This is a genomic window from Pseudomonas sp. TNT2022 ID1044, from assembly GCF_028656895.1.
Lineage (GTDB): Bacteria > Pseudomonadota > Gammaproteobacteria > Pseudomonadales > Pseudomonadaceae > Aquipseudomonas > Aquipseudomonas reinekei.
Genome location: NZ_JAMDHB010000022.1, coordinates 24,478 through 50,710, shown reverse-complemented (window position 1 = coordinate 50,710; position 26,233 = coordinate 24,478). Strand labels below are relative to the sequence as shown.

General features: G+C 49.4%; 21 protein-coding genes. 18 read left to right on the top strand and 3 right to left on the bottom strand.

Annotation, left to right across the window (positions count from 1 at the left end; genetic code table 11):
* Positions 1-24: 24 nt before the first annotated feature.
* The 18 genes from rpsA to M5G20_RS22440 all read left to right on the top strand — a co-directional run bounded on the left by rpsA (position 25) and on the right by M5G20_RS22440 (position 21,018).
* Positions 25-1,719: a 30S ribosomal protein S1 gene (gene rpsA / locus M5G20_RS22525; RefSeq protein ID WP_008065216.1), complete on the top strand. Its 1,695-nt coding sequence runs from the start codon at positions 25-27 to the stop codon at positions 1,717-1,719.
* Between the two features lie 214 nt (positions 1,720-1,933).
* On the top strand, positions 1,934-2,212 hold the full coding sequence (locus tag M5G20_RS22520) for a hypothetical protein (RefSeq protein ID WP_212625331.1): 279 nt from the start codon (positions 1,934-1,936) through the stop codon (positions 2,210-2,212).
* Positions 2,213-2,346: 134 nt separating this feature from the next.
* On the top strand, positions 2,347-2,643 hold the full coding sequence (gene ihfB, locus M5G20_RS22515; protein ID WP_007899751.1) for an integration host factor subunit beta: 297 nt from the start codon (positions 2,347-2,349) through the stop codon (positions 2,641-2,643).
* A gap of 27 nt (positions 2,644-2,670) precedes the next feature.
* On the top strand, positions 2,671-2,910 hold the full coding sequence (locus tag M5G20_RS22510) for a LapA family protein (RefSeq protein WP_273920955.1): 240 nt from the start codon (positions 2,671-2,673) through the stop codon (positions 2,908-2,910).
* Positions 2,911-3,141: 231 nt separating this feature from the next.
* On the top strand, positions 3,142-4,218 hold the full coding sequence (gene rfbB / locus M5G20_RS22505; RefSeq protein ID WP_273920954.1) for a dTDP-glucose 4,6-dehydratase: 1,077 nt from the start codon (positions 3,142-3,144) through the stop codon (positions 4,216-4,218).
* Positions 4,215-5,108 (top strand): dTDP-4-dehydrorhamnose reductase, encoded by an 894-nt coding sequence (rfbD, locus tag M5G20_RS22500; protein ID WP_273920953.1) that lies wholly within the window; start codon positions 4,215-4,217, stop codon positions 5,106-5,108. Before rfbB ends, rfbD begins: the two co-directional genes overlap by 4 nt.
* Entirely contained in the window at positions 5,105-5,992 is an 888-nt protein-coding gene (gene rfbA, locus M5G20_RS22495; protein WP_273920952.1) for a glucose-1-phosphate thymidylyltransferase RfbA, read from the top strand. The genes rfbD and rfbA overlap by 4 nt, the downstream gene beginning before the upstream one ends.
* 433 nt (positions 5,993-6,425) lie before the next feature.
* Positions 6,426-7,868: a mannose-1-phosphate guanylyltransferase/mannose-6-phosphate isomerase gene (locus tag M5G20_RS22490; RefSeq protein ID WP_273920951.1), complete on the top strand. Its 1,443-nt coding sequence runs from the start codon at positions 6,426-6,428 to the stop codon at positions 7,866-7,868.
* Between the two features lie 144 nt (positions 7,869-8,012).
* Positions 8,013-9,386 carry a phosphomannomutase gene (locus tag M5G20_RS22485; protein ID WP_273920950.1) on the top strand — a complete coding sequence of 458 codons (1,374 nt, stop codon included), beginning with the start codon at positions 8,013-8,015 and terminating at the stop codon, positions 9,384-9,386.
* Positions 9,387-9,486: 100 nt separating this feature from the next.
* Entirely contained in the window at positions 9,487-10,581 is a 1,095-nt protein-coding gene (gmd, locus tag M5G20_RS22480; protein WP_273920949.1) for a GDP-mannose 4,6-dehydratase, read from the top strand.
* An 11-nt stretch (positions 10,582-10,592) separates the two neighbouring features.
* A complete protein-coding gene (locus M5G20_RS22475) occupies positions 10,593-11,678 on the top strand; it encodes a DegT/DnrJ/EryC1/StrS family aminotransferase (protein WP_273920948.1) in 1,086 nt (361 codons plus the stop codon).
* A gap of 101 nt (positions 11,679-11,779) precedes the next feature.
* Positions 11,780-12,562: an ABC transporter permease gene (locus M5G20_RS22470; protein ID WP_273920947.1), complete on the top strand. Its 783-nt coding sequence runs from the start codon at positions 11,780-11,782 to the stop codon at positions 12,560-12,562.
* Positions 12,559-13,329 (top strand): ABC transporter ATP-binding protein, encoded by a 771-nt coding sequence (locus M5G20_RS22465; protein ID WP_273920946.1) that lies wholly within the window; start codon positions 12,559-12,561, stop codon positions 13,327-13,329. The genes M5G20_RS22470 and M5G20_RS22465 overlap by 4 nt, the downstream gene beginning before the upstream one ends.
* Positions 13,319-15,604 (top strand): glycosyltransferase, encoded by a 2,286-nt coding sequence (locus M5G20_RS22460; protein WP_273920945.1) that lies wholly within the window; start codon positions 13,319-13,321, stop codon positions 15,602-15,604. Before M5G20_RS22465 ends, M5G20_RS22460 begins: the two co-directional genes overlap by 11 nt.
* Positions 15,595-17,247, top strand: coding sequence for a glycosyltransferase (locus tag M5G20_RS22455; protein ID WP_273920944.1), 1,653 nt, complete (start codon positions 15,595-15,597; stop codon positions 17,245-17,247). The genes M5G20_RS22460 and M5G20_RS22455 overlap by 10 nt, the downstream gene beginning before the upstream one ends.
* A complete protein-coding gene (locus M5G20_RS22450) occupies positions 17,244-17,873 on the top strand; it encodes an acetyltransferase (RefSeq protein WP_273920942.1) in 630 nt (209 codons plus the stop codon). Before M5G20_RS22455 ends, M5G20_RS22450 begins: the two co-directional genes overlap by 4 nt.
* Positions 17,870-18,985 carry a glycosyltransferase family 4 protein gene (locus M5G20_RS22445; protein ID WP_273920941.1) on the top strand — a complete coding sequence of 372 codons (1,116 nt, stop codon included), beginning with the start codon at positions 17,870-17,872 and terminating at the stop codon, positions 18,983-18,985. Before M5G20_RS22450 ends, M5G20_RS22445 begins: the two co-directional genes overlap by 4 nt.
* The gene (locus M5G20_RS22440) at positions 18,982-21,018 is read left to right on the top strand and encodes an acyltransferase family protein (RefSeq protein WP_273920940.1); all 2,037 of its coding nucleotides are present in this window, start codon (positions 18,982-18,984) and stop codon (positions 21,016-21,018) included. The genes M5G20_RS22445 and M5G20_RS22440 overlap by 4 nt, the downstream gene beginning before the upstream one ends.
* A 168-nt stretch (positions 21,019-21,186) precedes the next feature.
* Here M5G20_RS22440 and M5G20_RS22435 read toward each other — a convergent pair whose 3' ends face one another.
* The 3 genes from M5G20_RS22435 to M5G20_RS22425 form a co-directional block, all read right to left on the bottom strand.
* Positions 21,187-22,887 (bottom strand): hypothetical protein, encoded by a 1,701-nt coding sequence (locus tag M5G20_RS22435; protein ID WP_273920939.1) that lies wholly within the window; start codon positions 22,885-22,887, stop codon positions 21,187-21,189.
* 201 nt (positions 22,888-23,088) lie between these two features.
* Positions 23,089-24,474 carry a hypothetical protein gene (locus M5G20_RS22430; RefSeq protein WP_273920938.1) on the bottom strand — a complete coding sequence of 462 codons (1,386 nt, stop codon included), beginning with the start codon at positions 24,472-24,474 and terminating at the stop codon, positions 23,089-23,091.
* A 53-nt stretch (positions 24,475-24,527) separates the two neighbouring features.
* Complete coding sequence (locus tag M5G20_RS22425; RefSeq protein WP_273920937.1) at positions 24,528-26,189, bottom strand: hypothetical protein; 1,662 nt, start codon at positions 26,187-26,189, stop codon at positions 24,528-24,530.
* Positions 26,190-26,233 lie beyond the last annotated feature (44 nt).

Sequence of the window (26,233 nt, the reverse complement as noted above, 5' to 3'; positions counted from 1 at the left end):
TCGCCCTCATCTACAGGAATTAAAATGAGCGAAAGCTTTGCGGAACTCTTTGAAGAAAGCCTAAAAACCCTGAACCTTCAGGCAGGCTCCATCATCACCGGTGTTATCGTTGATATCGATTACCAAGCTCGCTGGGTAACCGTTCACGCTGGCCTGAAGTCTGAAGCACTCATCCCGCTTGAGCAGTTCTACAACGACGCTGGCGATCTGACTATCAATGTCGGTGACGAAGTTCACGTTGCTCTGGACTCGGTTGAAGACGGCTTTGGTGAAACCAAGCTGTCCCGTGAAAAAGCCAAGCGCGCTGAATGCTGGATTGTTCTGGAAGCAGCCTTCGCAGCCGAAGAAGTGGTCAAGGGCGTTATCAACGGTAAGGTTAAAGGCGGCTTCACTGTCGACGTTAACGGCATCCGTGCGTTCCTGCCAGGTTCTCTGGTTGACGTCCGTCCAGTGCGCGACACCACGCACCTGGAAGGCAAAGAGCTGGAATTCAAGGTCATCAAGCTGGACCAGAAGCGCAACAACGTTGTCGTTTCCCGTCGTAGCGTCCTGGAAGCCGAGAACTCCGCCGAGCGCGAAGCTCTGCTGGAATCCCTGCAGGAAGGCCAACAAGTCAAAGGTATCGTCAAGAACCTCACCGATTACGGCGCATTCGTCGATCTGGGTGGCGTCGATGGCCTGCTGCACATTACCGACATGGCTTGGAAGCGTATCAAGCATCCTTCCGAAATCGTCAACGTTGGCGACGAGATCGATGTCAAGGTTCTGAAGTACGATCGTGAGCGCAATCGTGTTTCCCTGGGCCTGAAGCAACTGGGCGAAGATCCATGGGTTGCTATCAAAGCCCGTTACCCAGAAAGCACTCGCGTTACCGCTCGTGTAACCAACCTGACCGACTACGGCTGCTTCGCTGAGCTGGAAGAAGGCGTTGAAGGTCTGGTACACGTTTCCGAAATGGACTGGACCAACAAGAACATCCACCCTTCGAAAGTCGTACAAGTCGGCGACGAAGTGGAAGTTATGGTTCTGGACATCGACGAAGAGCGTCGTCGTATCTCCCTGGGCATCAAGCAGTGCAAATCTAACCCATGGGAAGATTTCTCTGGCCAGTTCAACAAGGGCGATAAAATCTCCGGCACCATCAAGTCGATCACCGATTTCGGTATCTTCATTGGTCTGGACGGCGGCATCGACGGCCTGGTTCACCTGTCCGACATCTCCTGGAACGAAGTGGGCGAAGAAGCCGTACGCCGTTTCAAGAAGGGCGACGAGCTGGACACCGTTATCCTGTCGGTTGACCCAGAGCGTGAGCGCATCTCCCTGGGCATCAAGCAACTGGAAAGCGATCCGTTCTCCGAGTACGTTCAAGAGAACGACAAAGGCGCAATCGTTAAGGGCATCGTGAAAGAAGTTGACGCTAAAGGCGCCATCATCACTCTGGCCGACGATATCGAAGCGACTCTGAAAGCCTCCGAAATCAGCCGTGACCGCGTTGAAGACGCGCGCAACGTTCTGAAAGAAGGCGAAGAAGTAGAAGCCAAGATCATCAGCGTTGATCGCAAGAGCCGCGTAATCCAGCTCTCGATCAAGTCGAAAGACGTTGAAGACGAGAAAGAAGCCATCCAGAGCCTGCGCGACAAGCCAGTAGCTGGTGACGCTCCAGTAGCCACCACCCTGGGTGACCTGCTGCGTGCTGCACAAGCGGAAAAACAGAACTAAGTTCTGACTTTCTGTAAAAAAGGGCGACTTCGGTCGCCCTTTTTTTTGCCTGGAATTTGTTGTTTCAGTGACCTGCAATAGGTGCGTAGCAACAGCGTGAAACAAATCCCTCTTTCGAGATGTCTCTTTCCTTAACAGGATCAATCGTTTATTTGCAGCTAGTCTTATTCAGAAGCGAACGACGCTCGGCAGGGTGCCTGGCATAAGGAAGTGAATGAACAAGCTCATTGTCGCAATAGCATTACTGACACTGGCGGGTTGCACCACAACTGCCAAGACCCATGCGGTACGTGGAGTCAGCGGTATAGAGGTTGATTGCTCCGGGCTGGGCTCGGGCTGGGAGAAGTGTCACAAGCGCGCAGCGAAGGAGTGCAAGGGGGCTGGCTATAAAGTCGTCACCAGGTCGGATGATGCAAAGGAAGAGGACGAGTTCCCGTTCGGCTTCAATCCCGCGGGCTACCTGACACGAACCATGCTGGTGATTTGCAGGTGAGGCGGCGATTGGTGGTGGAACCGACATTGTGTGATGCGTGAAAAGATGTCAAAACCCGGGCTGTTCAAAATCGTGCGGGCATGCTAAAACCTCTGGAGCGATTTTCCTAGCTGCTTGAAAAAGAAGGGAAAAATATGACGAAGTCGGAGTTGATCGAACGAATTGTCACCCATCAAGGGCTGCTCTCATCAAAAGATGTGGAGCTGGCCATCAAGACCATGCTTGAGCAAATGTCCCAATGTCTGGCCACCGGCGATCGCATCGAGATCCGTGGTTTTGGCAGCTTCTCCCTGCACTACCGCGCACCGCGCGTAGGCCGCAATCCAAAAACAGGTCAGTCCGTCAGCCTTGACGGTAAATTCGTTCCGCATTTTAAGCCAGGCAAAGAACTGCGCGATCGTGTGAACGAGGAAGAGGAAGAAGGCCTTTGACACCCTCTGTGATTCAAGGAGCTGCTGATGCGTAACCTCAAGCGAATAGTGCTCGCGGTATTCATCCTGCTGCTGGTGCTGGTGATCCTGGCGTTCGTGCTTGAGAATCAGCAGTCGGTTTCTTTGCTCTTTCTGGGGCTGGCCGGTCCGCAAATGCCCGTATCCTTGTTGATGGTGCTGGCGCTGTTGGTGGGGATGTTGATTGGTCCTTTACTGGGGTGGTTCGTGGGGCGATCGTCCAGAGTTGCACGCAAGCGTCTTGTTTGATAGTGACGCTGCCACCGAGAGTTGCACTGTACTTTGTTCACAGCTTGTCTATATCCATTAGTAAAACCGTCATTAAGCTGTAAAATGCTGCGCTTCTCCGATAGTGGCATATTCCTATATCGGTAAGACTGTCTCTGTCAGAAGCTTCAACTGGTTAGATGGTTTTCGCATTCATGGATCAGGCAGTGCGCGGTAGGCGGCCCTGTCAGCAACGCAAGGGTATGGTTTCGCGTGAAAATTCTAGTAACCGGTGGCGCCGGGTTTATTGGGTCGGCGGTCATCCGTCATATCATTTCCAAGACAGACGACACCGTCATTAACGTCGATAAGTTGACCTATGCCGGCAACCTTGAGTCGCTGTCTCAGGTCAGCCAGAGTTCGCGTTATGTTTTCGAGCATGTCGACATTTGTGATCGCGATCAAATCGATCGCATCCTGCGTGAACATCAACCGGATGCGATCATGCATCTGGCTGCAGAGTCACATGTTGATCGGTCGATTTCCGGGCCATCCGAGTTCATCCAGACCAATATCATCGGGACTTACACCCTGCTGGAGGCTGCCCGCCATTATTGGGCAACGCTGGATGATGCGCGCAAATCCGCCTTCCGCTTCCATCATATTTCCACTGATGAAGTTTACGGTGACCTCGAAGGTCCGGAAGACCTCTTCACCGAAACCACACCGTATCAGCCGAGTTCACCGTATTCCGCCAGCAAGGCCAGTTCCGATCACCTGGTTCGCGCCTGGAGTCGTACCTATGGCCTGCCGACCCTTGTCACTAACTGCTCAAACAACTATGGTCCTTATCACTTTCCCGAGAAATTGATCCCGTTGATCATTCTCAATGCGCTGGAAGGCAAGCCACTGCCGGTCTACGGTAAAGGCAATCAGGTTCGTGACTGGCTCTACGTTGAAGACCACGCTCGTGCTTTGTACAAGGTAGTGACCGAAGGTGTTATCGGCGAGACATACAACATTGGCGGCCATAACGAAAAGCAAAACATTGAAGTGGTACACACCCTTTGCGCGCTGCTGGATGAACTACGTCCGGACTCCGCTCATCGTCCGCATGCCAGTCTGATCACCTACGTTCAGGACCGTCCGGGCCACGACCAGCGTTACGCAATTGATGCCAACAAAATCCAGAGGGAGCTGGGTTGGGTGCCGGAAGAAACGTTTGAGACGGGTATTCGTAAAACCGTCGAGTGGTACCTCGAAAATTCCGAGTGGGTTGCTCATGTAAAAAGCGGTGCCTACCAGCAGTGGATCGACCAGAACTACGCAGGTCGTTCGGGCAAGGCATGAGAATCCTCCTGCTGGGGAAGAATGGTCAGTTGGGGTGGGAGCTGCAGCGTTCCCTGTCTCCGCTGGGCGAATTGATTGCTGTGGACCGGCATGTCAGCGATGGTTTATGTGTCGATTTGACGGATCTGGAGGTTTTGCGCGCCACGATCAAGCGAATCAAACCCGACTTCATCGTCAATGCTGCCGCTTACACGGCAGTTGATAATGCCGAGACCGAGACTAAGTTGGCTGACTGTGTGAATGGGCAGGCCTGTCAGGTCATGGCCGAAGAGGCCTTGGCACTAGGGGGGTGGCTGATCCACTATTCGACAGATTATGTCTTCAATGGTCAAGGTTCGACGCCTTGGCGGGAGGCCGATGTCGTTGGCCCCTTGAATCACTATGGTGTCAGCAAGTTAGCCGGCGAGCAGGCAATTATCGCGTCTGGCTGCAAACACTTGCTGTTCCGTACCAGTTGGGGATATGGCACTCGTGGCAAGAATTTCGCCAAGACCATGTTACGCCTGGCTAGAAAGCACGAAACCTTGCGCGTTGTTTCAGATCAGGTTGGCGCGCCCACCGGGGCCGACCTGATAGCTGATGTGACATCGTTGGCCATTCGGCAAGTGCAGCTACGCCCTGAGCTTGCGGGGTTGTACCACTTGGCTGCGAGTGGCGAAGTGTCCTGGCACGACTATGCCCGTTATGTTATCGATTTCGCCCAGGCCAATGGTGAGCAGCTCGCCGTAAAGACGATCCAACCGGTTGAAACGATTGCATACCCAACACCCGCGCGTCGGCCTCTGAACTCGCGTTTGAATACGCAGAAGCTGCGTGACAATTTTTCTTTACACTTGCCGGATTGGCAAAGTGGTGTAACTCGAATGCTTAGGGAAGTTCTGAATAAATGAGCACAGTCAATCGTAAAGGCATCATCCTTGCTGGCGGTTCGGGCACGCGTCTGCACCCGTTAACCCTCGGTGTGTCCAAGCAAATGCTGCCGATCTACGACAAACCGATGATTTTTTATCCGCTGTCGGTGCTGATGCTTGCGGGTATACGCGAAATTTTGATCATCTCAACACCCGAAGATCTTCCGAATTTCCGCAAGCTGCTGGGAGACGGCAGTCTTTACGGTATCAATCTGTCCTATGCTGAGCAGCCTAGCCCTGACGGCTTAGCACAAGCCTTCATTATTGGGGAAGAGTTCATTGGTGAAGACCCTTGCTGCCTGATCCTAGGTGACAACATTTTCTATGGGCAGATTACGGAGCATCTGCGGTCTGCAGGCAGGCAAGATCACGGTGCGACCATCTTTGGTTACCACGTTTCTGATCCTGAGCGTTTTGGTGTCGTGGAATTCGACAAGGGTGGTCAGGTGCTGAGCATCGAAGAGAAGCCTCAGGTTCCCAAGTCAAATTACGCAGTGACTGGTTTGTACTTCTACGATAACCAGGTAGTCGAAATAGCCAAAAGCATCAAGCCCTCTGCGCGTGGCGAGTTGGAAATCACCGATATAAACCGTGTTTATCTGGAACAGAAGTCCCTGAAAGTAGAAATGCTCGGGCGCGGTTTCGCTTGGTTGGATACCGGTACTCATGATTCGCTGCTTGAGGCAAGTCATTTCGTGCATACCATTGAGAAGCGCCAAGGTCTGAAGGTCGCATGTCTGGAAGAGATTGCTTACAACAGTGGATGGATCTCGGCAGATCAATTGAAGGCTCAAGCTGCGCGCCTTGGTAAGACTGGATATGGCCAATATCTCGAGAAACTACTAGATGTGCATGGACGTTGAGATTTGATCGTTGTCGGGGGTTGATGTTATTTTGATGGCATGCACGTGATTGTTTTCAAATGATTTTTTATCACTGGTCGGCGCATCAGTTATTTATTCCCGGTACTACCTGTAGAATGTCGGCAGAATTATCTGATCCCGGCCAGCATTGCATCTCGAACTCGCTTGCTTCTCTTTTCGTTACCATTGAAGGTGCTTTGTACTGGTTGACTCCATAAAAAATGGAGGTAGTACGGAATATCCGATAGGTGGTAAGGCAGACAATCCGAGAGGCGCACAAGGGTAATCCAATGGGTTTGGATCGAAGTTGAGCTGTCACTCTAGCGGTCGCTTTGAGCAAGATTTTGCATCGATTGCGATGCAGGAATGACTGGAAACATAACTGAGCCCACTTTCTGGACACTTGCCGGAAAGGGGATTAAGGATTTAGAGCATGGAACTGATTCCCGTAATTTTGTCTGGCGGAGTGGGCAGCCGGTTGTGGCCCGTTTCTCGTGAAGCCCATCCAAAGCCGTTCATGGATCTGCCAGATGGCCAGAATCTAATCCAGAAAACTTTCCTCCGCGCCTCGTGCCTGGAAGGGGTTGTGGAAGTTTTGACGGTGACCAACCGCGAGCTCCTGTTCAAGACCGAAGACGAGTACGGAGCAGTCAACACATCAAAGCATCCTCAGGGTTTTATCCTGGAGCCTTTCGGTCGCAATACAGCTGCGGCGGTTGCTGCTGCGGCGCTTCAACTGGAGGCCACACATGGCCCCGACGCGCAGATGCTTGTGCTGGCCGCAGATCATCTGATCAAAGACGAAAAAGCGTTTGGTTCGGCAGTAGCCAGTGCAATGGCATTGGCAGCCGAGGGCTGGTTGGTCACCTTCGGCATTCAACCGATTTATCCTGAAACGGGATTCGGTTACATCGAAGCGCAGAAAGAAACCCCGCTGAAGGGGGGATTGAAGGTCACGCGCTTTGTCGAAAAGCCGAACCTTGAAACCGCTCAAGGTTATGTCAGTGCAGGTAACTATTACTGGAACTCAGGAATGTTCTGTTTCCGTGTCGGCTCTGTTCTCGAGGAACTTCGCCAGCATGCTCCAGACGTAGTCGAAGCGGTCAGTAAGACCATTGAGAAATCGCGTCTCACATCGTCGACTAAATACCGCTGCCTGGCTCTTGATCCTGAATCGTTCGCTGAAGTACCGGACATTTCCATCGATTACGCCTTGATGGAACGTTCGTCCAAAGTAGCAACTATTCCTTGTGATATAGGTTGGAGTGACATCGGATCCTGGAACGCTGTCAGTGAGCTTACCGAGCCTGATGAGAATGGCAATCGCTTTGAAGGTGAGGTGCTTTCGCACAACTCTCGCAACAACTATGTCAACAGTGATAATCGCCTGACTGCATTGGTTGGTGTTGAAGATCTGCTGGTCATCGACACCCCTGATGCTGTGATGATTGCTCACAAAGACCACGCTCAAGATGTAAAACATATCGTTAATCAGCTTAAGGCATGCAGTCACACCGTTCATTTGCTCCACCGTACTGTGCACCGCCCATGGGGCACGTATACAACGCTGGAAAATGGCGAGCGCTTCAAGATCAAGCGTATTGTGGTGAAACCTAAGGCCTCTCTCTCATTGCAAATGCATCACCACAGAAGCGAGCATTGGATCGTCGTCAGCGGCATGGCCGTGGTTATCAACGACAAGCAGGAATTGATGTTGAATACCAACGAGTCCACCTTTATTCGCGCCGGTCACCAACACCGCCTGATGAACCCGGGAGTCATAGACCTAGTGTTAATTGAGGTGCAAAGTGGAGACTATCTCGGCGAGGACGATATCGTTCGCTTTGATGATAATTATGGCCGCGCCGATAAGTAACCGCCTGTCTCTGTTGCAAGCCGGATCGGTGAGTTTCATCGGTCAGGCTTTTTTGCATTTGACCAGGTCATGATGTATTTCCATTTCTGATGAAAGCACAGCCGCCTGCGGCAACGCTTCCACATACCTCAGCAAGAGAGCGGTATGACTGCCCCGATCAAAACCCATTGTTTCAAAGCCTATGACATTCGTGGCCAAGTGCCCTCAGATCTCAGTGAGGATGTGGCTTACCGGATTGGTCGGACCATGGTTGTCGAATTGCAGGCCAAAAACATCGTACTGGGGCGGGACATGCGGCTCGAAAGCCCGATGCTGGCAGATGCGATGACACGGGGCTTGCTTGAAGGCGGTGCCAACGTCATCGATATCGGGCTGTGTGGTACCGAGGAAGTCTACTTTGCCACCAGTGCGTTCAAGGCGGACGGCGGAGTGATGATCACTGCTAGCCACAATCCTAAAGGTTACAACGGGATGAAGCTAGTGAAGTCCGAGTCCCGTCCAATCAGTGGTGACACTGGGCTCAACGCCATACGCGACCGCGTGGAAAGTGGTGATTTAGGTGTATTAGCGGATATTCCAGGTCAAGTCCGTTTTGAGCTGGAAAAAACAGCCTACATCGAACATCTTCTCAGCTACATCAATCTGGCAGACCTAAAACCGCTGAAAATATTGGCCGACCCGGGTAATGGCGCCGCGGGGCCGGTATTGCAGCAATTGATCAAAAAGCTGCCTTTCGAATGGGTGGTCATCAATGCCGAACCCGATGGCAACTTTCCCAATGGTGTACCTAATCCGCTTTTGCCAGAAAATCGTGCGCTGACTAGAAATGCGCTGCTGGAGCACGGCTGTGACCTGGCGATTGCCTGGGATGGTGACTTTGATCGCTGCTTCTTTTTCGATCAGGATGGTCGTTTCATTGAGGGCTATTACGTGGTTGGCCTGCTGGCGGAAATGCTGCTCAAGAAAAGCCCCGGCTCCAGAATCATCCACGACCCGCGGCTGACCTGGAACACGATCGATCAGGTTCGATTGGCGGGCGGTGTTTCAGTACAATGCAAAACCGGCCACGCATTTATCAAGGAGCGCATGCGTCTGGAGAATGCGATTTACGGTGGTGAGATGAGCGCTCACCATTACTTCCGGGATTTTGCTTACTGTGACAGCGGTATGATTCCGTGGCTGTTGGTGACCGCATTAATGTCTGAATCGAGTAAGAATTTGGCTCAGCTTGTCGATGAGCGAATTGTCGCCTATCCATGCAGCGGTGAAATCAACTATCGGGTGAACGATGTGGCTGCCGCGCTAGACGAGGTACTGAAGCATTATTTACCTCAAGGTCCTCGGCTGGATAAAACTGATGGCGTCAGTTTGGAATTTTCGGAATGGCGATTCAACCTCCGCGGCTCTAACACAGAGCCTCTGTTGAGATTGAACGTAGAAAGTAAGGGCGACCCAGAACTGGTGGCGTCGAAAGTTAAGGAAATTGAGGGACTGCTGAACAGTAGATATATGGAATGACAAGATCGGTCTCGCTTCCACAAGGAAGTTGAGAGCAGCGAAAAGCTGGCTCTCAGATAGAGACTTACTGTTCGATTGATTAATTTAAATTGGTGAAAAAATGAGCGACAAGAAAGTAGCGTTGATTACGGGCATTACTGGTCAAGATGGTGCATACCTTGCTGAGTTCCTGCTCAAGAAAGGTTATTCGGTACACGGCATCAAGCGCCGTGCTTCCCTGTTCAATACTCACCGTATTGACCACCTCTACCACGACCCGCATAAGAAAGGCTATGATCTGAACCTGCATTACGGCGATCTGACCGATTCGAGCAGCTTGATTCGCATCGTGCAGGAAGTACAACCAGACGAGGTGTACAACCTCGGGGCGCAGAGCCACGTTGCCGTTTCCTTCGAATCGCCAGAATATACTGCTGACACTGATGCCATGGGTACACTGCGCATCCTTGAAGCAATCCGCATCGCTGGCCTTGAGAAGAAGACCAAGTTCTACCAGGCATCGACTTCAGAGCTATATGGCCTGGTGCAGGAAATCCCTCAAAAAGAAACCACGCCTTTTTACCCGCGCTCTCCATATGCCGTCGCCAAGATGTACGCTTATTGGATCACTGTGAATTATCGTGAGTCCTATGGCATGTATGCCTGCAACGGTATTCTTTTCAACCACGAATCTCCAATCCGTGGTGAAACCTTCGTAACTCGCAAGATCACGCGCGCATTGGCACGTATCAAGGTCGGACTGCAAGATTGCCTGTACCTCGGTAACATGGACGCCCTACGTGACTGGGGTCATGCCCGTGATTACGTGGAGATGCAATGGCTTATGCTGCAACAAGAAACTCCGGAAGACTTCGTGATTGCGACCGGCGAACAGCATTCCGTCCGGGAGTTTGTTGAAGTTGCAGCGAATGAAGCCGGTATCAAGATTCGTTGGGAAGGCAGCGGCGTAGACGAGAAAGGTTACGACGTCGAAACCAACCAATGCATCGTTGCCGTCGACCCTCGTTATTTCCGACCTGCCGAAGTTGAGACACTGTTGGGTGACCCAAGCAAAGCCAAGGCCAAACTGGGCTGGGAGCCAACTACCTCTTTCAATGAGCTTGTAGAAGAAATGATGCGTGAAGATCTGCGTGAAGCCAAGCGTGACAAGTTGGTCGCTGAACACGGCTTTAAATACTTCCAAGGTCAGGAATAAAGGGGGCTGGGATGATTCCTGTATATCAGCCCTTTTTGGGCGGTCGCGAAAAGGAATACGTAAACCAGTGTCTTGATTCGACCTGGATTTCTTCCCGTGGAGAGTTTATCTCCCGCTTTGAGAGCGAGTTTGCCCGTTACATTGGCGCAGAACACGCGACCACAGTGAGCAATGGCACCGTAGCGCTTCACCTGGCAATGGAAGCATTGGGGCTTGGGCCTGGCGATGAGGTGATTGTTCCGACGCTGACCTATGTCGCGTCGGTCAACACCATCATGCAGACTGGGGCGAAAGTCGTGTACGCTGAATCTTTAGCGGATACCTGGAACGTCGACGTTGCTGACATTCGCAGTCGTGTCACGCCGAAAACCAAAGCTGTCATGGTCGTGCACTTGTACGGCTTGAGCTGTGACATGGACGAAGTCGTCGCGCTTTGCAAAGAGCACAATCTGCTGCTGATCGAAGACTGCGCAGAAGCTTTTGGCTCTCTGTACAAAGATCAGCATGTCGGCACCTTTGGTGATGTCGCAACTTTCAGTTTCTTTGGCAACAAAACCATTACTACCGGTGAGGGTGGGATGGTGGTTTGCAAGAACAAAGACATTCACGATCGAGCCTGCCACCTGAAAAGCCAGGGCGTGTCCAAGACTCGTGAATACTGGCATGACGAGTTGGCGTACAACTACCGAATGACCAACATCTGCGCCGCCATTGGCCTCGCTCAGTTGGAACGTGCTGACGAGATCATCGCGCTCAAGCGGCAGGTCGCGGACTGGTACCGTGAAGCACTCGAAGGGCTTCCATTGCAGATGCACGCAGAGCAGCCAGGAACCCGTCACTCCTACTGGATGTGCTCGGTGGTGCTGGATGACGCTAGCCAGCGTCAGGCTTTGCGTGATCATTTGAAGAGCAACGGTATCGAAACGCGACCGCTATTTGCTCCCGCTAACACCATGCCGCATTGCAAGACGGATGAAACCTTTCCGGTCGCACAGGACCTTAGCTTGCGAGGGATGAATCTTCCGAGCTATCCGACGCTGACTCGTGAGCAGGTGCAGCAAGTAGTAGAAGAAATTCGATCTTACTTTGCCAGCTGATGTTGCTTTGGAATTGGGGCTGGAGACAGCCTCAATTTTCATAAAATTCAAAGAGGGCAAATAATGTCCAGACTTTCGAATTTAATTATTCAGGGGAAGTAATGTTTTCGTATTTTTCTCGCGTGTGGGCAGCTCGATACTTTTGGGTGCATCTTGCTCTAGCTGATTTGCGGTCCCGCTGGCGCAGATCGTTCATGGGGGTGACGTGGTCGATTATTCAGCCCCTGGGAATGACGTTGCTCCTTACGCTGGTATTCAGCCGACTGTTCAATACTGATGTCCTGACCTATGCTCCCTATGTTCTCTCCGGCATTATTGTATGGGAGTTCATTTCCGCTAATACAATTGGCGGTTCGTTGTCTTTCGTTCAAGCAGATGCCTACATTAAGCAATGTAATCATCCCTTAGCTATTTATACCCTGCGAACTGTGCTTGGTAGTTCGATTGTACTCATGCTCGCCAGCGTTTCCCTCTTTGTGTGGGTTGCGATCATGATGCCGCAGAATTTCGGATGGAGTTGGCTAGCGACTTTAACAATATTTCCTGTCGTCGCGTTGATAGCATGGCCTGTGTCTACACTTCTATCCTATATCAGTACTCGCTTTCGCGATGTGCCCCATGCACTTGGACTCGTGATGCAGTCTTTATGGTTCGTATCCCCTGTCTACTTTGAAGCGAAAATGTTTCAAAACGGCGGGCTCCACGCTCTGGTTGACTACAACCCGATTTACCACATTCTTCAGTTGTTGAGGGCGCCGCTGCTCCAAGGTGAATGGCCAACCCTTGCAAATTACACGTTTAGCTTGGGTACCGCCCTGTTCTTTGCCCTGATCGCGATGTATGTGGGCTACAAAGCTGAGCGGAAGGTGATCTTTTACCTATGAGAACAAATAAAATCAACCAGATTAATGTTAAGAACGTCAATCTCCATTACGCCTCCGCGGCTTATAAAGAGCGTTCATTAAAATCGTTGATGGCTAACGTTTTTTCGAAAAAACAGGCTACCCAGCAAGTAGCCGACATCCACGCACTAAAAAACATCAATGTTAAAATTGTCAGCGGCGAGCGAGTAGGCCTCCTAGGGCACAATGGTGCCGGGAAAAGTACTTTCCTGAAAACTGTTGCCGGTCTATATCCTATCTCCAGTGGAGAGTTGATGGTTGAAGGTCAAGTCCGCTCTTTGTTTGACTTGAGCTTGGGCTTTGAGCCAGATGCGACTGGTCGGGAGAATATCCTCTATCGCGGGTTGCTCCTTGGTCTGTCTCCGAAGTTTATGCGAGATAAGATCGACGAGATTGTAGCCTTCGCTGATCTCGGCGAGTTTATCGATTACCCGATTAAAACCTACTCTGCAGGGATGCAAGTACGACTGGCTTTTGCGATATCAACTACCGTAGGTGGTGATATTTTGCTGTTGGATGAAGTCATCGGTGCGGGTGATGCGAATTTTATGGCGAAGGCCAAGGTGCGCATTACTAGCCTGATCGAGAAAGCAGAAATTCTCGTGTTGGCATCCCACGATTTTGGAGCCCTGCAATCTATTTGTACCCGTGGATTGGTGTTTCACCATGGCGAACTTCTGTACGACGGTGAAATATCAAGCGCGATAGCTGAATATAAAAAAATAAATGGACTTACTGATGCGAACTAAACCGTTTCGTGTTATGTGGTTGTTGAATCATGGTGCTGCGCGAAAGTTCGAGCTCCAGATGCTCAGATCCTTGGGAGTTTCAGAGTTCTTTCTTCCGAAGTCATTTCCACAGGAAATCGGATTTCGATCGGCGAGCATCGACTGGACCGAGGATGCCAATCTTACGATCCCGGCCGAAGATTTAGCCATTTTGAACGAGCAGAATTGGTTTGTCTCACCCTCGAAAGAGGCTTGGGATATTGCCAATAAGTACTTCAATGTTTGTTTCTTTATTTGTCATTCCAAAGGCTTCATGAATGAGGTTTCTCGCTCATTCAGCGGTGCCGCGATTTGGCATGCTTATGGTTTGGATAAGACGCTGAGTTATACCGAAGTAGTCAAGGTGCTGACGTTGGGCACTCAATCCGTCAAAAAGCTGGGGCGACGCCTGTGGCTAGGGATTGCATATGAACACCTTGCAGACTCCGAAGCCGTCTATCTGCAAAAAAGAAAATCATTTTTACCTTTAGGGCTGAGCAACTGCACTATTAATGATGTATGGAACGGTAGCCAGAAACATATTTTTTTCGTGTGCCCGGATATTGGTTTTAGTAGTTATTACAAAAAAGTTTATGAAAATTTTGTTTCGGATATGCAGAGTTTTCCATACAAAATTGGTGGGTCCCAACCGATAGAAGTGGATGACCCAAATGTATTGGGCTTTGTCACTAACGAAGAACATGAAAACAATATGAGAGAGTCACGGGTGATGTTTTATCACTCCAGTGAGCCAAATCATATTCACTATCATCCGTTCGAAGCTATTCGCGTCGGCATGCCCTTGATTTTCATGGGAGGGGGCATTCTCGATCGCATGGGCGGTTTGACGCTTCCTGGCCGATGTGAAACCGTCAAAGAAGCAAGGGATAAGATTCGTCGTATCCTGAAGGACGATTGGAAGTTTATTGAGCAAGTACGCAGCAGTCAGGCGGTTTTACTTGAGCCCATGCGTGCTCAAAACTGCGAAGCCGCTTGGCAAAGCAGTTTCAAAGAGATAATGGAAGAGTTGGAAGTAAGCCGGTTGGAGCAAAGTGAAAGACCGGCCAAACGGAAAAAGATAGCAGTAGTAGTGCCGGTTGAGTACCGCGGAGGGAGTCTTCGTGGTGCCAGACTTCTGGCCGAAGCGTTGCATGCAGGAAGCCGTCAGTGGGGTGAGGATGTTGACGTAGTCCTCCTGCATCTAAAGTCTTCCATCGATCCTTCGGAAGACTCATCCGAAAAAGATGAAAGAATTCAACTGCGATCTTTCCAGTGGAAAATACTCGATGCGCAAACTGCACGCAGAGCAATGCGTTATGCAGGTCACGAAGGGTGGGAACCAGATTCTGTAAGATATGTCGTTCCGGATGACGGTATAAAGCAACTCTTGGACTGTGATGCCTGGATTGTGGTGTCTGATCGAGTCGCAGCGCCATTGGTGCCTCTGCGTCCATGTATCTTCATGGTTTACGATTACCTGCAACGCTATGAAAACGTACTTTCTCGCACGGGTGATGAGAACTTTATTAGCGCGGTCAGAAGAGCGCAAAAGGTTCTGGTTACCACTGAGTTTACAAAACAGGATGCGATTCAGTATGCCGGCGTGGAGCTGGGTCGAATAGCGAAAGTACCCATGCTTGCTCCAGAGTTCTCTAAAATTGAAGCTGAAGAGTTAGTAGTACCAGACCAGCCTTATTTTTTGTGGACTACGAACACAGGTGCACATAAAAATCATGAAAGCGCTATAAAGGCCTTGAAGTTTTACTATGAAACCTTGGCGGGGCAGTTGGAATGCCATGTGACAGGCGTAAATACGGGCAGCTTACTGGAAAGTAAACTACCGCACTTGAAAACTCTTTCGTCGCTTGTTGGTTCGAGCTTCAAACTCCAACAAAAAGTCAAGTGGTTGGGTGAGCTGCCTGACTTTGAATATCGCTGTGCTTTGGCAAATGCAAATTTTGTATGGCACGCGGGAAAAATAGACAACGGCTCTTTCAGTGTTGTTGAGGCCGCTGGTCTCGGTGTCCCTGCACTGAGTAGTGATTATCCGGCGATGCGTGAGATGGATTCGCAATTTTCATTGCAACTGTCTTGGATGAATGCTGGCGACTACAAAGACATGGCTCTTAAGTTAAAAGAGATGGAGTTGACTTACTTATCCAAGAAGGCACTGCTTCCATCGCCTGAGCTATTGGCTGAGCAAGGCGTTGAAAAACTGGCAGGAGAATATTGGGGAGTCATACGAGAGTGTCTATAAAGAATTATGGCATTTACCTGGCTTACGCGCCGGGTTTAGACCTTCGTCACGAAGGCTTGGGTCGATACTTGGCTGCTTTTCTGAAAGGCGCAGGTCACCGTGAGGATGTGCGCTTTGTGCTTGTGTGTCCTAGCTGGTCTAAAGAGGGCCTTGAAGACCTTTTCAAAAGCGAAGGAGTTCCAAAGGATCGCTTTGAAGTCGTTAGTCCAGCAAAAAAGCCAATGATTTTGCGGGTTTACGAAGCTTATGTTGCTCGAAAAAAGCGTAAGCGTGGACCTGGTCTCATCAAGAAATTATCCAATGGTTTCTTGAAGGTGCAAACGGCCGTTGCTGACTATGTCATGCATCGGTTAGTCACCACCAATAACTACTCAGGGCTGCTACTCCTTTTATTTGAAGGAATACTGCTTGCCTGTGTAATCGGATTGCTCAGCCCGATTATTGTAGTGGGATTGTTTATTCAGCTCCTGATTAGAATGAAGTTTATTGCAAGAAGGCTGATGAGACCCCTAAGACGGTACTCGTCTCGTGCCCAAGTGGCAGTGAGCGAACCTAAAGATAACGCTTTTATCTTCCGTCTTTACAAGGTGATGGAGCGGATCGAGTCTGAACGCATGCTTCAGTTGATTGATAATCTGGTGGATGTGAAAGCATGGTATAGCCCAACTGCTTTCTGGCCCGCGTTCAATAAAATCAATCGTCCAAGGCTCATGTGTGTGCCGGATGTGGTGCTATCAGATTTTCCAGTTGGTTTTTCAAATGTGGGAGGTGAGCGCTTCTTTCAGACCTATGAGGATGTTCGTAAATCGATCCAGACCGGTCAGCATTACGTTACCTACAGTAATGCAATCAAATGGGAAACATTGGTTGACCAATATTCGATACGCGCTTCTGATGTGTCGGTGATTCACCATGCTCCGAACAAGTTAAACCAGTGGGTGACAACACGAGGCTTTGCGGACCTGGAGGCGACTTCACTCCACTATGCGCAAACGCTTCTCGCCAGTGCAATGCGTAAATCCTCGAATAAAAACTATACGGTCGGATTCGCAAATACGTCATTCAAGTTTTTGTTTTATGCAAGCCAATTCAGGCCTAATAAAAACTTGCTTATGTTGATGCGAGCGTATGAGTTTCTTCTGAGAAAAAAATATATCAGCCATAAATTGATTTTGACCGGTGATCCCGAGCGTTATCCGGCGGTAAAGAAATTTATTGAAGAACATAATCTGGAAAATGACGTCCTGTGTTTACACGGATTGTCGGTGCAGGAGCTGGCTGCTTGCTACAAGTTGGCTGATCTTGCGGTAAATCCCAGCCTGAGCGAGGGTGGTTGCCCATTTACCTTTACGGAGGCTCTGTCCGTAGACACTCCTGTGGTAATGGCGCGAATCCCGGTTACCGAGGAAATCCTCAATCAGCCAGAGCTCCAGGACACGACATATTTTGACCCGTATGATTGGGAGGACATGGCTCACCGGATTGAGTGGGCTCTGTCTCATCGTGAAGAACTGCTTGTGCAACAGAAAGAAATTTATCAATGCCTGATCCAGCGTACCTGGACGGATGTTGTAAATGAGCATATTGCCGTACTTGAGTCTATTTCTGTTGGTGGGGATCAACCCTCTGGGGCTCATCTATGACTCCGATCACAGGCATGCTTATTCTAGGGTTTGGTGGCCACGCTCGCAGCGTAGCGGATGTCGCGCTTGCCTCCGGAATAACGCAGTTGTGCTTCCTCGATAGCAACGCCAGGCCGGGAGAGTCGTTTTCTTCCTTTCCTGTGAAGTCCTCCTTGGACTTTGAATTGCCTGATGATTGGGCAGTCTTTCCTGCGGCTGGAGACAACAGCAAGCGACTGGAGCAGTGCGATTGGGTCATTCAGCAGGGATGGCATTTGGGGACACTCATTGCTCCGAGCGCCACCGTAGGCGTTGGGGCCCAAATCGACGAAGGAAGTTTCATCGCTCATCATGCACATGTGGGGCCGATGGCCTCGGTGGGGCGTGGTTGCATAATCAATACGGGCTCAATTGTCGAACACGAGTGCGTAGTGGGTAACTACAGCCATGTTTCCGTAGGAGCGGTGGTTGCCGGACGCAGTCGTATTGGTGAACGTTGTTTCCTGGGAGCCGGATCTACGGTGATCGACGGCTTGAAGATAACGGACGATGTCATGTTGGGTGCTGGTGCGTGCGCTCATCGTAATATTGATGTAGCTGGTACGTATGTGGGAGTTCCTGCAAAGCGCTTGGGGGACACCCATTGAAAATCCTGCACTTTTTCAAGACGTACTACCCTGACACTATGGGGGGAGTAGAGCAGGTCATCTTTCAGCTCGCTGAGGGCGGAATACAACACGGTATAGAGTCCGAGGTGCTGTATCTCAGTCCCCGTGGCTCAATGCGAAATGAGAAACTCGCTCACCATGTAACACATCGCTCATATGAAAATATTCAGCTTGCTTCCACCGGTTTCTCGATGGACGCATTCAAAGACTTTTCCGAGTTGGCTGAGCAAGCTGATATTATCCATTACCATTTTCCCTGGCCATTCATGGATATGGTGCACTTCCTGACAAAAGTCAAGAAGCCAACTGTTGTTACATATCACTCGGATATCGTCAAACAGAAGCTGTTACTCAGATTGTATAGTCCGCTTTTGCACGCGTTTCTTCGTAATGTTGATGTCATCGTTGCTTCATCTCCCAATTATGTTAAGAGTAGTGAAGTGCTGAAGCGGTACGAAGATAAAGTTAAAGTTGTTCCTATCGGTATAGATCGGAATACATACCCTGAAGTGAGTAATGTAACAGCGGCGCAGTGGCGTGAAAAACTAGGCGAGCGTTTCTTCCTTTTCGTCGGTGCGTTACGTTACTACAAAGGTCTTGATTTTTTGTTGGATGCCGCGCAGCAGACAAAATTGCCTGTCGTTATCATGGGGAAAGGCCCTATGGAAATCGACCTTAAACGAAAGGCGAAAGAAGCGGGGTTGGATAATGTCTTTTTTGTCGGTGCATTACCTGACAGCGATAAGGCTGCATTGATGAGTTTGTGTTTTGCTTTGGTATTCCCGTCACATCTCAGGTCGGAAGCCTTTGGGATTTCTTTGCTGGAAGGGGCGATGTACGGAAAGCCGCTAATTTCCTGTGAGATTGGAACGGGTACCACTTATATCAATATTGAGGGGGAAACAGGCATTGTGGCAAAGCCGGGCGATAGCGCCTCTCTCGCCGGTGCAATGAGGACACTTTGGGACGATCCGATAGCGTCTGCCCGAATGGGGGGGGATGCTCTGAAACGTTATGAAGCGTATTTCAAGGCTGATGATATGGTTAAGTCTTACAGCGAGATTTATCACTCTTTGGTAGGCAAGAAATGACCATTAGTGAGACCAAAAATTTAATATCACATTCAAAAAAAACCAATGACCCAATAAGGCATATTGGATACAGACCGGACATCGATGGCCTTCGTGCTGTTGCTGTTCTGGCTGTTTTGATTTTTCACGCATTTCCAACCGTGATGCGCGGTGGTTTTGTAGGTGTAGATATTTTCTTTGTTATTTCTGGTTATCTGATCTCAAAAGTTATCCTTACGACGTTGGACCAAGGTACTTTCACGATAGCTGACTTTTACTCTCGTCGCATCCGCCGAATTTTTCCAGCACTTGTGACCGTATTGGTTAGCTGCCTGGTGTTCGGGTGGAATACGATGCTGGCTGATGACTTGGCATTACTGGCAAAGCATATTCTAGGCGGTGCCAGCTTTGTTTCAAATTTTGTTCTGTGGAGCGAGGCGGGGTATTTTGATAAGGCTTCAGAGTTGAAGCCTTTACTACATCTCTGGTCATTAGGAATCGAAGAGCAGTTTTATGTGGTTTGGCCCCTTTTGTTGTGGGCTGGATGGCGCATGCGGCTGCCCTTACTACTAGTTGTAGTCCTTATTGGGTTGGCTTCCTTTGCGCTAAACATTCTGGGAGTTTACGAAAATCCAACCGCGGTTTTTTACTCTCCACTCTCTCGTGGTTGGGAGTTGATCATCGGAGCTTCGTTGGCATGTCTTACATCCGACACCGGTACGAAAGCTATTTCGTGCAATAGGTTCTTCGTAGCTATTAACTTGGTGTTTGGCTCAGAAAAAACGCGCTCAGCGGTTTCAATTCTCGGCTTGCTGTTCATTGTCTATGCAATGTTTCGGATTAAAGACACGCTTCCATTTCCGGGCAAGTGGGCGCTGATTCCGACAGTGGGTGCCTTTCTGCTAATAGCAGCGGGGCCAAGTGCATGGGTTAACAGGGTGCTGCTCAGTAGCCGCTTGATGGTTGCGATAGGATTGATCAGCTTTCCTCTTTATCTCTGGCACTGGCCGTTATTGACGTTTGCTAGAAGTTCCTATCCGGAAGGTTTGTCTTGGGGGGCTCGGTTGGGGATATTGGGTGTGAGTGCTGTACTGGCGATTCTTACCTATCTTTACATTGAAAAGCCGTTTCGTTCAGGATCGCGTAAACGATTCAAGGTTACTGTTTTATGCCTTTCCATGTTCGTGGCGGCCGTCATGGCAGGAGTCATATTTAAATCCGGCGGTTTCGCGTCCCGCTATCCTGAAATTATTCAGCGGGCGACGGAGTACGATCTTGACGGCTATCGCGCAGGGTTGCGTAATCAGGTTTGCTTTATGGAGATGGGGCAGGATGCATTGCAGTACGCCCCAGAGTGCATAGATAAAGGGACTGCGCCATTGTGGGTATTGTGGGGCGATTCAGGTGGAGCCGCTATTTATTCGGGCCTGCGTGGTCTTGCAGATCGCAGCGGTCAATTCCGGATCGCACAATTTACTTCCTCGGCCTGCCCTCCAATGCTTGGTTACGAGGGAGATAATCTGGCATGCAGACGCAATAATCAGTGGACGATCGAAAAAGTTCGGGAGCTGGTGCCTGATACGGTGATCTTAGCCGGGATGTGGGGGGAATATAACAAAGAACTCCTGCCTGCTACGATCAAACAAATACAGAGTGCAGGCGTGCGCAGAGTCATAATCCTGGGACCAGCCCCTGGGTGGAAAGATTCTCCGTCTCGCATAGCCTTCAATTTGTGGAGTAGTGATCCTCTTCACAGGGTTCCGTCGGAGCGGTTGGATTACGCCAAGTATGGGCGAGGCCATGGTGTTGAAGCACGTGATGGGCTTGATAACCGAATAGAGGCTGCGGAGAAAATTCTTCGATCTGTAGCTCAACAGACAGGCGCGACGTATATATCTGTTGCGGAAAAACTGTGCAACGAAAACGGTTGTCTCATGAGAGAGTCTGAATCCAGCGGTGATGCTTTCTATTTAGATATTGTTCATTTCACTTCTCATGGTGCAAATTTTGCAATTAAGGCAATTGCACCTGAGCTGGGTGTAAATGATCGTTAGTTATATAAGTGCCTCAATCACTATATGTAATTGAGGCTGTTAGTAGATGAGATTACGAGGTTGTCTCGTGTTGCCTTTTAAAAGGTTCCAACGCGGCGAGGCTTCGTAAGCCTCCAGCGAAGTCCTTCGCATAGTGCGATGGACTTGAACTGCTGTGGAGCCCCAATTTCATTTCATGAGAGGTGGCCGTACAAGAACCTCGATACTCCATTGATTAGTATCGATGTGAGAAGCCCGTATATAGCGCTCCTGCAATTGCTTGCCGGACTCTGACGGAGCAGCAGTCCAAGGATCGGTGACGTTCAACACCACTGATGGTAAGTTGGCTTCGAGCCCATAGAACTTGGAGATGGCCCTGTCGATCTTGGGTGTCGCCCCGTTTTGTTGACTGAAATCCCACGTTGACAACGTTTTTGGTCGCATGCCAGTGAGCAGATAGATGCTGGGAAAGCGTCCTATCACGGCGACTGAATCACCAGGGATTGTTGCTAAAAACGTAGTGGTATCGATAATTGCCCGGGCCTTATCTTCGGTAGTAAGCAGGCCGGCAAATACTCCGCTCTCAATTCGCTTCGCAGATGCTGAACTTAACGGATTTACACCTTCCCCGTAAATAAAGTTGAAATTGCTCATTAATAAAAGGGCAACGACTACAGAGAGGAGCGCTGGGTGAGAATGACGCTCAACTTCTCCTTTCGGGAATATGGCGAGAATAAACATGCAGACACAGATAAACCCACCAACGGCGAAGTTAACGATGCTGTTTGTGGCGGTTGTCGACGTTACGATGCCGGCGAAAAGCCCTACGAAAAAATACGCAGTCATTGCAAGGTCATTTCGGGCTTTCGTGATCGTTGCGGTTAGGAAGAAGGCTGTCCCTGCGATAGCGAGCAAGAACACGTAATCATGAGATGTAGCATAGAGGAAAGGGCCGGCGAGCAGGTCGGTAACAAGAATCCCCGTTATGGCTGCACTTATGATCCATCCATGGAAAGAATTGCGTGTATCTCTCCCCGCAAAGATACCGACGGCGATTGATGCGAGACACAAGCTTACGAAGATTTTGCTAGCGCCAAGTAAGGCTGCGGCCTTCGACAATTTACCTCCAAGTCCGGTTGAAATTTGAAGTGATGCATTGGTGAACTCGATGATCTGCATCAATCGGCCGACGCCGTACGTTGACAATAAGAGGACTAGTCCAAGGACCTGAAATATCAGGCACCACACAAAATAACGGCGAAGGTTAGGCCTTAGTACTGGTACGACTGCAATGGCAACCAGGAAGCTTGCCAAAACGGCCACGAACGTGGGGTAGGCGAGTACGGACACCATCCACGCCGCCGCTGATGTTATTAACCAGCGGGGTTGATGCGTTTGTGCATAGGTAGCAAACGCTGCAACTGCGCTCAGCATGCTTAGCATGCCCAAGGTGTTGTATGACGGTGAAGGAAGGCTGAAGGGTATGAAGCTCGTTACCGCCATTCCACACAGCACTGCGACCGGAAATGTTTGTCGAGTACGAGCGAAACGGAAAAAGCAAAAACCGGAGATAAGACTGGCTACCAGATATATAAACCTGTTGAACAGAGCTAAACCCTGATCGTTTGGCATCAAAGCAGCAAAGATTTTGACGAGGGGAAAGATCAGTAATTCAGCGGTCTGATGTAACACCAGGGCGTTACTGTCCTGAAAGCCAGTCTTCAGCCACCCATCCAAAAAAGACAAGTAGTAGGACTCGTCTGTGAGATCTACGCCTATCGTCATGCGATAACAAAGCAAAAAGGTTGTGGCGATCGCTAGTAATACCATTCCTGCGCGCAGCACAACATCGGAGCGGCAGCCAACGTTATTCGAAGTGGATATGGACATCTTTGAAATCTCTTGTGGGCGCGCGAAAGGTCGCTATGGTACCAGACACCGCTTCGCTCTCTGTAGCCGGTTCCACTTGATTACAGTGTGATTGATAAGGTGAAAGAGGCGGATACGGTGATATGGGATAGAGGGAGGCATGGCTAGGAAATAGCCGTACTGCCAAAGTGTTTCCAGCAGTACGGCCTGTGCAGGTAAAGATCAGGGTAAAGTGAACGATACGCTGGTCATGGCCGCAGTGGTTATGGCCAGAAAAGAGGCAGCGAGTAAAGTATATGCAGCGAGGATTGGCAGCCAGTACTTTTTTAGGAGGTTTGAAAAGTGTGACCACTCGAATTGGGTTGCGATGGCACCAAACAAAACCAGGTAAAGAGGCATGAAGAATCGGGTTTCGACCGCTCCCGGTAGAATCGCCAATATTGGAATGAGCAGGGGGGCGAGATAAGCAACTTCAATCCATCGAGGCTTTAGTCTCGTGCAAAAAATCAAGGCGCCAAAAAAGAATAGGCTGTAGCAGAGGAACGCGACCATACCCTTATTGATTGATGGCTTATTGATGTAAACCATCCCATCACGAACATCAATGCCGTTAATGAAGTGTCTTCCATAAATACCAAGAAACTGAATGGGGTACTTCGCAACCAGCGAAATGTATCCGCCAATAGTGGGGTCGCCTGTGAATAGCGATTGATCAAGCGAGCGTAGCGCGATTCCGACTGGGTCTCTATAGTAAAGGCTAGGTGCTGGAGTGTCTCCACCGTTGTAGGTTTCGTAGCGCTGTATAGTTACACCCCAGTACAGTTGAGTCGCCATTAATGATTTGCCATTGACGGTGGCGAACACTAAGGGGGTCGCGACATCATGGATACGTTTATTAATGGCGATTTGCGGTGCTGCGACAGCGAGTGCCCCTAAAATAAACGCAGCCAAGCCAAGTCCGCGAGCGCTCCAGGATTTACTGCGTAGGAAAACAAATGGAATGAGGAAAAGTAATGCAATGAAGGCGAAGAGGTAGATCGTTCGAATATTGTATGCCGCGCTAGCGGCCGCTCCGGAAAAGAACAAAAAAGCTAACCAGTGTTTGCGTTTTGCACTGTCTGCGAGCGTAATAGCTATTATTAGAGCTATCGCCGCGGGCATGTCTGACAACGGGTAAAGGAATAATCCAGGGAAAAGAGCAATTGCAAACAGCGCGAAAAAAATTCGCCGAATTGCAGTAAGGCGACCACCGAAACATTGGAGGAAAAAGTTTGCCACCGGACCGGTTAATAGATAGGCATAGATGGCAGAGCTGCTGAACCTGAAAATGATACGGTTTGTGTCGTTAATAGCATCGCCTAAAGTATGTATTGGAAAGAGCAGATAGGCGTAAACGTAACCTCTAACAATATCTGGAAAACTTTGAATGGACGCAGGCGTGCTTAACTTCCAATAGGTTGCGGCGTCAAAAGGGTAGTCGACAATACCAAAAATAAGGTGAATGACGAACAAGACCAAAAACACTGCATAGAAAGAGCAGAGTTGGGCTTTACTCTCTAGTAACGAATAGAAAGAAGGTTTTCTCTCTGTTTTCGAAAAGTGTTCCATTAGTTTTCCAATATTAATTTTTTAGGTATCACTATTGCCTGGAGATAAATCATCTATTGTTGATTTATTTTTCCATCGAGCCACCAATCGACCTGAAATCCTTCGAAATCATCTTTATCGAGTTCGGGGGGCACAACCAGGTTAACCCCATTAAATTCTACAACCTTAACGTTTTCGTAAGGGGTCACGGTTCTATCAAAGAAAGCGGCACCATTTGTAACCCCATCCTTGCCGAAACCTACTCTCCATACTGAGTCATATGAAGGCAATGGGGACGGTGATTTCATGAGTACACGTAAAAAGGTTTTCTCTCGTCCTATAACGGTTGCGGCATAGGAGGGTAGAGTAGGCTCGCTGCCAACTTTTGGACTTACCGGATTGACCACTTTGATAATGTAGTTGACTTGTTTTGTCTGACCTTCGTCCAGAGTTCGCAATGCCACGCCTAAGTTTCGTTGGTAAAGTGTAATGATGGTTTGAGAATGATTGAATGCGAACGCTACAAATATAATTTTTGTACATAAGGCCCATAACACAGTCGTTACAACAGCGGTGCGAACTGTTTGCGGGCGGATAATAGTAGCGACGATGAAAATCAGACAAACCAAAAATAAGGGTTGCCAGACTTGCTGCACCATTATTGAGCGGCTTCCAGGACCCCATGTTGGGTTTCCGGCCTCAACGAAAATAGTAGGAGTGCCAATAGAAATGAGTAACACCAGTACCCAACCTATAGGAGGGAATAAAGCTTGTTGACGTGAGGCCAGGGTTGATCCATAGACAGTTATTGCGGAAAAGATACCGGCAACTGTGTACCAGTATGCTCGTTGTCCTGATGGGAATTCGGCGTTGGCTAGACCGAGGAACTGTCCAACCGACGGTGGGTAAATAAACGCTTTGATACTGATAATTGCATTTGACATCAACTCGGCCAAGCCGATTTTAAATCCACTATTTGAGCCGGCAAAGTAGATCCAGATAGCAGTGTAAATTGCAAAGGCAGAAAAAAATAAAGCAGAGTCGAGTGTTGTATATTTTAGTCTGTTTTTTATCGGTCCTGGAGTTCTGAAAAAAGCAATGAAAACTACAGCAATTATTGCTCCGCTTTGTATCGTGTATGTCGATAGTGCGATCAGATAACATGCGATAGCGATTGCAAGAGTTGATCTTTTAACTCGTTGATTATCAATAAATTTAGTATAAAAATATATTGACAGTAGTGTGAAGGCTAATGCTATAACCATCACTCTGTCGACATGGTCATGGCGTGCAGGGAAATTCCATAACAGAACAACTAGTCCTGTCATTAAAGAGAAAAGGCGATGTTTTTTGTGCCCAAGGCGATCTAGAGTTACAAAGGTTATGCAGGCTACGATAGGTGAGACTATCTGAGCTATTGCATGTAAGCCCCAGTCCGAGAGCTTGATAATAGGTGAGGCCAGTATCCACCAGAGTGCGGCCATAGGATTTCGATGATCAAGCGCCCAAAATTCTTGGAATGTTTGTACCGGATTCCCGCTTTTTAACAAGTATATCCAGTTACGATCTTCGCCTATTGGCCAGATCTCAAATCCAACCCTGGTATCGAGTATTTGCAGCAAACCGAACATTGCCAGATAAATTAGCCACACAGCTAAGATCAGGGCGAGCGGATGTTTTGATTTTATTGGCAGTAGATGAACCGCATTTAATATGTTGTTGCCCAATTTGCTCATCCTTTTTTCTTGCAATCCAGATCGCAGCCAAGATTGTGAACTGG